This window comes from Atribacter laminatus, from assembly GCF_015775515.1.
Classification (GTDB): Bacteria; Atribacterota; Atribacteria; order Atribacterales; family Atribacteraceae; genus Atribacter; species Atribacter laminatus.
Genome location: NZ_CP065383.1, coordinates 2,253,046 through 2,265,122 on the forward strand (window position 1 = coordinate 2,253,046; position 12,077 = coordinate 2,265,122).

Sequence of the window (12,077 nt, forward strand, 5' to 3'; positions counted from 1 at the left end):
TATCTTTTTTTAAAAAATGAAAGGAGCTGAAAGTATGAAAAAGTCATTTTTAACAGTTATTTTAAGTCTCTCATTTGTAGTATTCTTTTCTTTGAGCGTTTTTTCGGCAGAATTTCCCGGACCTGATGCAGCAAAAATTGACTGGAATCAGTCTAATGGGCAATCAATTCGTGTTATGGCATGTAGCCGAGATGCGATTACTTATTTGAAAAATATCGTTCCTGAGTTTGAAAAACTTACTGGAATTAAAGTTGCTATTGATGATTATCCAGAAGCTGAGTTCTTTCGTAAGATCATTATTGACCTTTCATCAGGAAATCCTGTATCTGATGTATTTATGTTAAGCCATGCTTATTCCACCATGTATGAAGCAGGCGGATGGTTAGAACCTTTAGAACCATATTTGGAAAATTCGAGCTTGACTGATAAAGCATGGTATGATTTCGAGGATTACCCTGCCGGTAGTTTAAGTGCTGTGGTGATTAACGGTAAATTATACGGAATACCAATTGCTCCTGATAATCAAATTGTTTTCTACAGAAAAGATCTATTTGAAGAAGCGGGACTTCTTTATCCGAACAATATGGATGAACTCTATGATGATGCCGTAAAATTAAATAATCCACCCAACCATGCTGGAGTCGTTTTAAGATTAGCAAGAGGTGCCGGTACTCACTGGCCATGGAATGGTTACATTCAAAATTATGGTGGATCCTGGCTCAATACTGAAACTAAACGACCAGAATTGGATAGTCCGCAGGTTATTGCTGGAACTGAAATGTACTTAAAACTTCTCAAAGATGCAGGACCAGCTGGAGCGGTTAATTATAGTTGGTATGAAGCGAGTTCAGATTTTGCCCAAGGCAAAGCAGCAATATTTGCTGGTGACGCTAATATATTTATGAGCTCGTTTGAAGATCCTTCTCGGTCTCAAGTTGCTGGTAAAGTTGCTTATGCATTATTACCGCCAGCTCCCGATGGAAATAATGCGCCAGCTGCAGGTACTGCTTGGCATTGGGGTATGAGTAGCGTTTCTAAATCGAAAGAAGCTGGATGGTTGTTTATTCAATGGGCAACCAGCAAAGACATAGCTCTGAGATTAGGTATTGATACAACCGAAATCATGAGAAACTCAATATGGCAAAGTGAAACTTTGAAAAATAAATATCCAACAGTTCCAGATTGGATTGAAGCCAGTTCAGCTACCATGAATCAGTTCTCTGGTTTGTATCGATTCCCCAGAGTAAAAGAATTTGGACCTTTAGCTGATATTGTTGAAGCTCTCTTGCAAGAAATGTTCTTAGGACAAATATCAGTGGCCGATGGAATGGCAAAAGCCCAAGCACAAACCTTAGAAGTCATGAAAATGGAATAAAAAGTCATAGAATCTACTTTGATAGGGGCTCAATAAATATACTAGAAGCCCCTATCAAAGAATAGTAGAGAGAAATCTTTGAAATATGAGGGAAAAGGAATGATAAAAAAAATTTCTCAACGCCATAAAATAGTGTATTATCTCCTTTTGCCAAGCATCATAACCCTAATTCTGTTTACGCTTTTTCCTTTTTTTTATAACCTTTGGGCAAGCGTTCAGAACTATGATTTAATTTACCCAAATCAAAAACATTTTATAGGGCTGAGTAATTTTATTAAAGCCTTAACCAACCAGGAATTTTGGAATTCGTTAAAAACGACCTTCTATTTTAGTGGTCTTGGAATAATCTTACAATTACTCATCGGATTAGGGGTTGGATTGCTTTTTGGGAGAGAATTTAAAGGAAAAAACATTTTGCGTACTCTATTGATTTTACCCATGGTTGCAATGCCCGTTGCAACCGCCTACATATGGAGAATTATGTTTAGCCCTTCTTTGGGAATTATCAATTATGTCTTTCAGAAAATAGGTCTGCAAGGTTCCGAGTGGATTGCTGGATACAATTCGGTGATACCTTCCTTAGTTATTGTCGATACCTGGCAATGGTCTCCTTTCATGATTTTAATTATTTCCTCGGGACTTATGTCGCTCCCCAAAGAACCGTATGAAGCTGCCAAAATTGAAGGAGCAACGGGTTTTCAAACCTTAAAAAATATAACCTTGCCTCTTTTAAAACCAATTATAAGCATAGCATTTGTCTTTCGGCTAATTGATAGTTTCCGTACTTTCGATATTATTTACTCACTTACCGGGGGTGGACCTGGGCATGCCTCAGAGACCCTGAACATAAATATTTATCTTAATGCTTTTCGTAACCTTGACATAGGTTATTCTGGATCTTTAGTCATAATTTTTCTATTTTTAATCAATATTGTTACCCTGTTTGTGATTCGCAGGACTGGTTTTGAGGAAAGCATTTTAAAGTAAAGATTTAATGGAGGAAATTATTCAAGATGAGAAGCTGGAAAGGAATAGAAATACTTAAAAACCGGATCGCTTTTATTATTGTTTTAGGTATTGTTATAATAATGCTTTTTCCCATAATCTGGATGGTTACTACCTCTTTTAAAAATTCAGTAGATTCTATGAGCATTCCTCCCAAGTGGTTTTTTCAACCGACCGCTGAAAATTATGAAAGTATACTTAAAAATCAAGACTTTATTAATGCTTTCAAAAACAGTTTATTAGTCGCAGGGATATCTTTGGCGATAGTTCTTATTATTGGTTTACCGGGAGCCTATGCTTTGGAAAGATTTAACTTTAAAAGAAAGAAGGACTTAGCATTTTGGATTTTAAGTACCCGAATGGCTCCACCAATTGGTGTTCTTCTTCCTTTTTATCTCATGTTCAGAAGGTTTAACCTAACCGATACTCGTATCTCTCTCATATTGATGCACATTACGATTAACTTAGCGTTGACGATATGGGTTATGAGAGGATTTTTTCGGGAAATTCCTTACGAGTTAGAGGAGTCCGCACAAATCGATGGTTGCAGCACCTTAGGATCTTTTTTTAAGATCATTCTTCCCCTTTCTATTAATGGAATAATTTCCACGGCAATTTTAGGGTTTATCTTTTCTTGGAATGACTTTATATTTGCCAGTGTTCTTGCCGGTGGTAGCTCTCGAACTCTACCTGTTGTTGTAGCTCGGTTTATCGGATATTATGAAATTAAATGGGGAGAGCTTTCGGCAGGAGGAGTAGTGGCCATTATTCCAGCAATTATATTTATTGGTTTTGTTCAAAAATACTTAGTACGAGGCCTTACCTTTGGTGCTTTAAAAGAATAGTGTATATTACACAAATATTTTAAAAAATAGCTATTAAACAACTGAATCCCTCTTAATCTTCCTTTATTTAAAGGCGGACTAAATTGGTCCGAAATAGTCGTTTACTTTTCTATACTTTGAGAAAGCATGAAAAGAATCAGTCTCATCCAGGAATTTTAAGAGAATAAAAAGAATATTATTTAAAAAATTTCCCTCTTGAGTATTAGCTATGACGTTAAATGACTCATTAAGTATGATAAATAATGGTCGTAAAATTTTGAAAAAATCTACTTTAAGAAAAGAACACATCGTAAAACCAAAAAATATTTTTATTATTCTAAAATAATAAATAAATTAATAATATAATTTGGGGGGATAGAATGAATCATCGTGATAGAGTTACACAAAGTATTTATCACGGGAAAACTGATCGAATAGCTACCGGGGAGTGGGCAATTGATAAAATTTTAATGAGTAAGATATTAAATAAGAACCTGAAAGAATTTGATAAATATCATGACACCATTAAGGTTTATGAACTTCTGAATATAGATTTAAAAGGTGTTGATTGTACTTTTGAATCAAGTCCGGTAAAAGAATGTTTAGGAATAAGCAAAGCAGGGCGAAGAATTATTAAAGATGGTTGGGGAGAAATATTTGAAGAATCGGAATTTGGAACCTTGAATGCTGGATTAATTGAATCACCGATTAAAAGTCCTGCTGATATTTATTTATATCGCTTTCCACCGATCTCTATTTATGAAAGAAATGCTGAAGAAATTGAAAAATGGGTTCAAGAAACCGATTTTTATATAGGTGCTTTGGTTTGGGGAGGCCGTGGCATGTTGACCTCGTTACTTGGATACGAAAACTATATGACTTGGTCTCTTACCAACTGTTCTGAACTTGAATGCCTCATTCAAGAATTTACTCAATACAACTCAGAAATCGCCAAAATGTATATTGATGCTGGTGTTCAATTAATTCTATTAGAGGATGATTTAGCGGGAAACAAGGGATTACTGATGTCACCAAATTTTTATCGAACTTCACTTTTTCCACATTTAAAAGCTGAAATTGAAGTAATCAAAAAATATGCTCGCTCAAAAGGAAAAGAGATTCCAGTTTTTTTTCATTCAGACGGAAATATTAATCAAGTCATTCAAGATCTCATAGATATCGGAATTGACGGGCTTCATCCCCTTGAGCCGGCAGCTGGAATGGATATTGCATCAGTAAAATTACAGTATGGAAATAAAATTACGCTTATGGGAAATATTGATACCAGGTTTATCCTTCCGATGGGAACTCCCGTAGATGTTGAAAACGAAGTGAAACGGGTTTTAGATGCCGCTTCATCGGAAGGGGGATTGATTTTATCAAGTGCAAATATGTTTACTGCAGATGTTCCAGTTAAAAACGTATTCACCGTTTATGAAACTGTTAAGAATTATATAACTGGTTAAACTCTTTTTTTTATATGGAGCTGATGGAAGATGAGTGATAATAATACAATATATGATGAAATTAAAAACCTTTTCGATCAAAAATCTTTGCTTTATGAAAGTGATGAAAACAAAAGAAGACTGCAAATGTGGGGACCGAATATCTGTCCTGATGAATATTTACCAGGAATAATTGCTCCCATACCAGCGAATAAAAGAAAGGAAAAAAGAATACCAATAACTGCTGATTGGGATCGAATTCAGAAAGCTAAGTTGTTGAAATTTGATATTATTGATTATTATAAAGATCCGAGACAATATCTAAAATGGAATTTAAAAATTGATATTCACCGTTTTCTAAATTTTCCTGATGATACTCCTTTGTTAAAAACTGTACCAATATTTTTAGGGATTGCATTTGAGCCTAGTCTTTTCGGGGTTGAGGTAATCTATTCTAAAGATCATGAACCGCTTTTTACCAGCGAAGGAGCAGTTATCAAAACTCGAAAAGATTTTTTGAAAATTCCATCATTAAATTTTTATACCAGTGGGCTAATGCCCTTGGCTCATAAGTTTTATGAAGTTCTCAATACCCTGGTACCTAAGGATTATCAGGTCATCTTTCATAAATGGGACAGAGCGCCTTTTGGTGTTGCCTGTGGATTGAGGAGCATGGAAAATCTTTTAATGGATATGGTAGAAGAACCAAAATTTGTTCATCAATTAATGACAATGATTACCGAAACTCGCAAAGAATTCACCAGAGAAAGGAGAAGATTGATTGGAAAAGAAGAAATTGAGAGTAGTTTAGCCAATGATGAAGCCAGCTGTCCAATCATATCTCCACGGATGTATGAAGAGTTTTGTTTACCTTATGAAGATGATTTAGCAAGGTTTTATGGGAATATCCGTTGGTGGCATAGTTGTGGTTCAAAATCTTCATTTATTTCAACTATAAAGAAAATAAGTTGTCCAGTTGGAGTCATAGATTTGAATTGGTGGAATGATGATGTCTATAAAGCGATAAAAGAGCTCAATGGAAAAATACCCTATCATATTCGGCTTGGTGAAAATGAAATTATGCAAACCAATCAAGATATAATACGAAATACAATAAATGCTATACTGTCCATTACAGAAAATGATAACTGTATGTTTCGAATTGATGGATATCAGCCATCAAACCCAACTGAAGAAGATGTTCATACTATGAAGAGATTTATAAATTCTGTAAAAGAAATTTCTGAGAAAAGAGTAGGATATTGATTCTTAAAAGGGGGTGATATGCTTATAAAAATATAGTATTATTTTTTTTATTAATTTTTATTTCGATTCATTTCTTACAACGGTATTTTTTAAAACAAAAAAATGAAATAGGGAGGGTTAGTAATGAAAAAATCAATGATTATTGTTTTATCCTTAGCAATGCTTCTTTTGGCCTTTACTCACGCATTTGGTGCCCCAGTCATTCCCCCCGCAAGTGAAGCCAACATTAATTGGCAACAATTTGCTGGTACAACATTGAATGTTATGCTTTGTCGGCATCCATGGCAGGAAACTATTGAACCCTATTTCCCCGAATTTGAGCAACTTACTGGAATGAAGATTGTCACGACCATACTACCTGAAGCAGAATACTTAACAAAAGTTCCCGCCGATTTAACTGCTGGCACTTTTGCTTTTGATGTTTTTATGACCCAGTATTATGACGCCCCAAAATATGATCAGGAAAGATGGACCGAGCCATTAGCAAAATTTATACTAGATCCTAACTTGACTGATTTAAATTGGTATGACTGGAATGATTTTTATTTACCAGCTCAAAAAATGCTGACAATTGGTGGTACCGCTGGTGATCGAATCGCTATTACTGCAGAAGTACAATCTTTAATTTACAGGAAAGATATGCTTGCAGAAGCCGGTGTGACTGTTCCGGATACATTCGATGACCTTTTGGTTACTACTGAAAAGATTAACGGAGCTTTAAAAGATAGGTATGGAGTGGTTATAAGAGGGAACACCGAGCTTTGGTGGCCGCTCTATGGAATCATGAAATCCTACGGCGGAGATTACTTCACTGCTGATTATAAACCGGTAATCAATAGCCCGGAAGCCATTGCAGCGGTTAAAATGTATACCGCATTGCAAAAATTTGCACCCCCAGGAATCACTAACTTCAATTGGGAACAAGTAGTTACTTCCACTGCTTCCGGATTAACCTCAATGTATCTTGATTCCTCAGGTCTTTTTACCACTCTCTTTTTAAGAGGTCTTGAGCCAGAAAAAGGTGGAATTGCCCCATTTCCACAGGGACCAGGTGGGAGAATCCCCCATGCCCATATGTGGTCAATTTCAATTGCTGCTGCTTCAAAACAAAAGGCGGCATCTTGGTTATTTATCGAGTGGGCAACCTCAAAAGAGATCCAGTATAAGCAAGCTTTAGCAAATAATTTACCACCCAGAAAATCAGTTCTTGATTCACCAGAAATTATTGTGAAAAATCCGGAATTTGTTTTTGCAACCAGCAAGGGTTTGTTTGATGGGGTTCTTTCACGTCCGCATTTAAAGTTTTTCGACTTAATGGATCCTTTTGCACGAGGTGTCCAGGAAGTCCTTATGGACCAGAAAGACGTTGAAACTGCTTTAAACGAAGTTCAAAAAACCTGGGAAGAAATGCTAAAGTAACCAAATAACAAAAAAAACCATTTCCTACCAATTTTTAAACGGATAGAAAAAAGGGAGAGGGATTTATTCCCTCTCCCTAATTTTAATGAATAAGAGAGGAATCAATGAATACAACAAGCAAAGTTGCGAAACCAACTAAAATAAAAAACCGGTTACCTTATCTATTCACTTTGCCTGTCACGCTGGCAGTTTTTGCATTGCTCATCTATCCAACAGTGTTTGTTTTTTACTTGAGTTTTCATTCATCATTAGCAGGAATTGACAATTTAGAGTTTGTCGGGTTAAAAAACTTTCTATTTATGTTTCAATCTCCAACATTTTGGGTAACCTTAAAAAATACACTTCTATTTACCTTGGGTGCAGTTACGATTCCTTTTTTACTCGGGTTACTTATCGCCTATTTACTCCATATCATTCAAAAAGGAGTGGCTTTTTTTCGGGTAGTCTTCATTCTTCCTTTAGCAGTAGCTCCGGTTGTAACTGCTTTGACCTGGAATATGATTCTAAATCCACTTTATGGAGTTGCCAATTATTTTTTAAAATTAATGCATATTCCTGGTTTACAATGGGCAGCACATTCAAACACAGCTTTATTGTCAGTTATTTTGATTGAGGTTTGGCAGTGGGTCCCATTCATGATTCTGATCCTCTATGCTGGTTTTCAAATGATACCCGAAGAACCGCTAGAAGCGGCAATGATAGATGGAGCATCCGGCTGGCAAGGGTTTTTTTACATAACCCTTCCACTTTTAAAATCGACAATCATTATAGCTATTATCTTTCGGCTAATGGATGCCTTTAAATCTTTTGACATTATTTATTCAGTAACCAAAGGTGGTCCTGCCTATGCGACCTATACAATGGTTATTGGTGCTTATCAAGAAAGTTTTCCTTTTCATAGCTTGGAAAAAGGAGCTGTTTTAGGAATTGTGATGTTGGTCATAGCATTTATAGGATCGAAACAAGCATTAAAATTTTTGCCGAAGTAGCGGAGGGATAAAGAGAGTGAGTTCAACCAAACTGAAAAATAAATTTGTTCGGTTTTTTTTCATTTATCTCATTTTAATCCTGTTTGCCATTTTTACCCTTTTTCCATTTTACTGGATTTTTACCCAATCAATAAAAAATCCTAAGGATACCATTTCCTATCCACCCAAGTTTACTTTTCAACCGACCATTTCCAATTATCAAAAAGTATTATCAAAACCGGATTTTATCGAGTCGTTTGTTGATAGCATTGAAGTGAGTATAAGTTCAATCTTGTTGACCCTTTTAATTGGAGCGCCTTTTGGGTATTGCCTTGCCCGTTTTGTCTATAGAGGTAAAGAAGATATGGCTTTTTTTGTTCTTTCAACTCGATTTATGCCCGCAGTTGTTGTCGTTGTTCCATTATTGAGAGTTTTCAAATTTTTAAATTTAGTTGATACGATAGCGGGTTTATCTATTGCTCATATTTTAGTGAATTTAGCTTTGGTTGTCTGGTTAAGTCGGGTCTTTTTTGATTCGGTACCAAGGGAAATCGAGGAGGCAGCGACCATAGATGGATGCTCAACTTTAAAAGTATTAACCAGGATAACTTTGCCTCTTGCTGCTCCTGGTTTATTATCGGTTGCAGTGCTGTCCTTTGTGTTTTCTTGGAATGAATTTATTTTTTCTTTAACACTAACCAGCATTCAGGTGAGGACACTTCCACTTTATATTGCAACCAGTTTTGTTGGAAGCTACGCAGTTGACTGGGGGTCATTATCGGCAGCTGGAATGCTTGCAATTCTTCCCACGGTTATTTTGTTATTATTGGTACAAAAACACTTGGTTAAGGGTTTAACTTTTGGGGCTTTACGATAAATAAAATCATGGAGCTATCTGTTTTTAAAAATTAGCATAAGGGAACTTTGTATTGAACGGCTGATATTAACCTTAGGAAAAAGGAGAGGGATATGAATTCTTATCATTCCAAGGCATTTGTATACCATGGCCATCCCGAACAGGTTACGTTGGAAACCATTGATTTAAACTGCGGTCCTAATGACTTAATTGTCAAGGTATTGATGTGTGCCCGTTGTGGAACCGATAAATCAATTTTCCTCTATGGTCATAAGAATGTCGATCCTTATGCTCCTGTCGTTCTTGGTCATGAGTTGATTGGGATTATCGTCGAGATAGGTGACAATGTTAGAAATTGTAACGATGGGATTGGGTATGTTCAAGGAAAAAGATTATTCCCTGATTATCTCAATTTTTCTGTTGGCGAGAGAGTGACCTTCCAATCCCGCATCGCTCGCTATAAAAATGGCTTGATGCTTATTCCCAAACCGATAGCCAACCTTTCTTTTCAAATTAATGGCGGATATGCTCAATATATGAGAGTTCCGGAAGAAATGATTCGCTCGGAATCAGTGATTCGGGTTCCTGAACAAGTATCTGATGAAGAAGCCTGTTTGATAGAACCAGCAGCTTGTGCCTTGGAGTCGATTTATGCCACTCCTCATCCATTTGGAGTTGATAAGGATGGGAGGCATATCTATAAAGCCGGTATACAACCTGGTGGGAAAACCTGCATTATCGGTTCGGGAACCGTCAGTATGCTTTATGCATCATTGGCAATTTTGGAAGGTGCGAGTGAAGTGGTCATGGTGGTTCGATCTGAGAAAAAAGAAAAACTCATTCATCAAATTTTAGGAAACCAAGTGAAAGTATATGTTGTTCCTCAATTCAAAAATTCCACCATCCAAGAAAGTTTATTAAATGAAGAAAAAATTGTTCATGATTTGGAAGCAATGACAGAGAGATATTTATTTGATGATGTGGTTTGTGCTTGTTCTGATCCTAACGCTCAGAGACTTATGCTCAAGCTCTATACCCGAGAAGGATATGGTGTTGGAGCGTGTTTTGGGGGAACCCATTCTATGGTCGATCAAGCTGACATTGATCAGAACCATTATCGTTGTGCCAAAACCATTGGAACCAGTGGTTGTTCAACCGATGCGATGAAAGCGGTACTAAAATGGCTTCATGAAGGGAAATTATCTTTCAAAGGCTTCATTTCATCCAGGAAATTTACCTTTGATGACTCCCCTCAAGAATTTTTCACCACTTCAGCCGACGGGCTTAAACCGGTTCTTTACCCCTGGGAATCCTGATAATGATTAAAAGAGTGGTTATAATTGGAACCGGAGCTTTGGCATTAGGTTTTTTAGGTGAACGCTTAGCTCCGGATTATGAAATCACCTTTATTGATAAGAACATAAAAGCTTCTTTTTTGGAAGAACTTCAAAACCAACAACAATATAACCTCAATATTTGTTATCGGGATGGTATAGAATCTGTTTCCGTTCAAGGACGATTTAATGTCATTAACCTTGACCAAGATAAAGAGAAAAATAACTTTTATAAAGTACTTACTGAAGCCGATTTGATTTTCACCACAGTAGGAAATCAGAATTTACCGATCGTTATTTCCCAGATTGTTCCAATTCTCAATGCACAACCGAGGGAAAATCATATCCTTTTATGTGAAAACGGCCGTAACTTGGCTCAGACCTATCAAAAATACTTTAAAGCGAGCAAGGTAGTTGATACCGTGATGTCTCGGATGTGCCGTTTTGCCAGTCACGGAGAAAGTGGTTACATGCCTCTTTGGAAAGACCTTCCTGACAGGTTGGTAGTTGAATCTTACGACTTTCTTCAACTCAATGAAGCAGTATGCTTAACTAACCAATTTTCTCCGGTTTTTACCTTAGTTGAACCTGAAATTTTTGCTACCTGGGAAGATATTAAATTCTTTGCCCACAATGGGGCTCATGCTTTTATTGCCTATCATGCTTTTCTTGATGGAATAAAATATTTTTCCGATGTCGATCAAATATTAAAAGAAAAAGCTGAAAAAATGATGTTTAATGAAATCATCCCGGCTCTTCATCATGCTCACCCTCATTTTCCTTTCCAAGAATTGAAAGATTATGGCGAAAATCTTTTAGAAAGAATATATAATCCTTTCTTTCATGATTCAATTGAAAGAGGTATTCGTGGTATATTGGAGAAATTAAAACCAAACGAACGGTTAGTGAGTGGGTTGAGATTTATTCATCACCAGGGAATAAAACCTGTTCATTTTGCCAGTGCTATTTTAGCTGGTTATAAAATCGTTTCCAAATTAGAGCTTCTCCCTGAAACTATTAAAGATTTTCTAATCAATCACTGCGCTATCATCGAAGAAGAACTTACTCAATTAATCATGGGTAATCCCGAAATATAGGCAACTATAATATTTTATGTTGCCAGATGATGATGAAAACCCAAGCTTCGACATGCCATGGCATGTCGCTACATTAATTAATGAATGGGTACAAAACATTGTACCCCTATAATTTTTTAATCTTTGGTAGGGGCTTTATTTATCATGCCCGTGGTTTTTTGGATAGACCTTCATGCCACTTTCATGGCACCACATGAGGATGAAAATACCTATCTAAATCCGTCATTGCGAGGAGCCCAACCGTTTTTTTGGTTGGGCGACGTGGCAATCTCATTTAATATTTTTTAAAATAATTAAAAGATGAGATCCTCACGCCCTCAAAAAGCGAGGGCTCAGGATGACGGCATTTTTAAGAATTAGTGTATTTTCAGGATAGACCGTCATGCTGCTTTGCAGCACCACATGAGGATGAAAATACCTATCTAAATCCGTCATTGCGAGGAGCGTCTTGTGCGACGTGGCAATCTCTACCATCCACTTAGTCATTC

General features: G+C 36.5%; 10 protein-coding genes. All 10 read left to right on the forward strand.

The features are described from left to right. Positions 1-34 precede the first annotated feature (34 nt). The 10 genes from RT761_RS10125 (at position 35) to RT761_RS10170 (ending at position 11,589) form a co-directional block, all read left to right on the forward strand. Positions 35-1,375 (forward strand): ABC transporter substrate-binding protein, encoded by a 1,341-nt coding sequence (locus tag RT761_RS10125; RefSeq protein ID WP_218111301.1) that lies wholly within the window; start codon positions 35-37, stop codon positions 1,373-1,375. Between the two features lie 99 nt (positions 1,376-1,474). Next, the gene (locus tag RT761_RS10130) at positions 1,475-2,362 is read left to right on the forward strand and encodes a carbohydrate ABC transporter permease (protein WP_218111302.1); all 888 of its coding nucleotides are present in this window, start codon (positions 1,475-1,477) and stop codon (positions 2,360-2,362) included. Between the two features lie 26 nt (positions 2,363-2,388). Then, positions 2,389-3,225: a carbohydrate ABC transporter permease gene (locus tag RT761_RS10135; protein ID WP_218111303.1), complete on the forward strand. Its 837-nt coding sequence runs from the start codon at positions 2,389-2,391 to the stop codon at positions 3,223-3,225. A gap of 359 nt (positions 3,226-3,584) precedes the next feature. Further along, the gene (locus RT761_RS10140) at positions 3,585-4,670 is read left to right on the forward strand and encodes a uroporphyrinogen decarboxylase family protein (RefSeq protein WP_218111304.1); all 1,086 of its coding nucleotides are present in this window, start codon (positions 3,585-3,587) and stop codon (positions 4,668-4,670) included. 30 nt (positions 4,671-4,700) lie between these two features. Next, positions 4,701-5,915, forward strand: a complete 1,215-nt coding sequence (locus RT761_RS10145; protein WP_218111305.1) for a uroporphyrinogen decarboxylase family protein — start codon at positions 4,701-4,703, stop codon at positions 5,913-5,915. A gap of 123 nt (positions 5,916-6,038) precedes the next feature. After that, on the forward strand, positions 6,039-7,334 hold the full coding sequence (locus RT761_RS10150) for an ABC transporter substrate-binding protein (protein ID WP_218111306.1): 1,296 nt from the start codon (positions 6,039-6,041) through the stop codon (positions 7,332-7,334). A gap of 104 nt (positions 7,335-7,438) precedes the next feature. Next, positions 7,439-8,323 (forward strand): carbohydrate ABC transporter permease, encoded by an 885-nt coding sequence (locus RT761_RS10155; protein ID WP_218111307.1) that lies wholly within the window; start codon positions 7,439-7,441, stop codon positions 8,321-8,323. A 16-nt stretch (positions 8,324-8,339) separates the two neighbouring features. Beyond that, positions 8,340-9,179, forward strand: coding sequence for a carbohydrate ABC transporter permease (locus tag RT761_RS10160; RefSeq protein ID WP_218111308.1), 840 nt, complete (start codon positions 8,340-8,342; stop codon positions 9,177-9,179). 92 nt (positions 9,180-9,271) lie between these two features. Then, on the forward strand, positions 9,272-10,474 hold the full coding sequence (locus RT761_RS10165; RefSeq protein WP_218111309.1) for an alcohol dehydrogenase catalytic domain-containing protein: 1,203 nt from the start codon (positions 9,272-9,274) through the stop codon (positions 10,472-10,474). A gap of 2 nt (positions 10,475-10,476) precedes the next feature. After that, entirely contained in the window at positions 10,477-11,589 is a 1,113-nt protein-coding gene (locus RT761_RS10170; protein WP_218111310.1) for a mannitol dehydrogenase family protein, read from the forward strand. Positions 11,590-12,077 lie beyond the last annotated feature (488 nt).

Excerpts from the sequence above, each read along its gene's own strand:
- RT761_RS10125 (WP_218111301.1), top strand. The coding sequence starts at position 35 with ATGAAAAAGTCATTTTTAACAGTTATTTTAAGTCTCTCATTTGTAGTA.
- RT761_RS10130 (WP_218111302.1), top strand. The coding sequence starts at position 1,475 with ATGATAAAAAAAATTTCTCAACGCCATAAAATAGTGTATTATCTCCTT.
- RT761_RS10135 (WP_218111303.1), top strand. The coding sequence starts at position 2,389 with ATGAGAAGCTGGAAAGGAATAGAAATACTTAAAAACCGGATCGCTTTT.
- RT761_RS10140 (WP_218111304.1), top strand. The coding sequence starts at position 3,585 with ATGAATCATCGTGATAGAGTTACACAAAGTATTTATCACGGGAAAACT.
- RT761_RS10145 (WP_218111305.1), top strand. The coding sequence starts at position 4,701 with ATGAGTGATAATAATACAATATATGATGAAATTAAAAACCTTTTCGAT.
- RT761_RS10150 (WP_218111306.1), top strand. The coding sequence starts at position 6,039 with ATGAAAAAATCAATGATTATTGTTTTATCCTTAGCAATGCTTCTTTTG.
- RT761_RS10155 (WP_218111307.1), top strand. The coding sequence starts at position 7,439 with ATGAATACAACAAGCAAAGTTGCGAAACCAACTAAAATAAAAAACCGG.
- RT761_RS10165 (WP_218111309.1), top strand. The coding sequence starts at position 9,272 with ATGAATTCTTATCATTCCAAGGCATTTGTATACCATGGCCATCCCGAA.
- RT761_RS10170 (WP_218111310.1), top strand. The coding sequence starts at position 10,477 with ATGATTAAAAGAGTGGTTATAATTGGAACCGGAGCTTTGGCATTAGGT.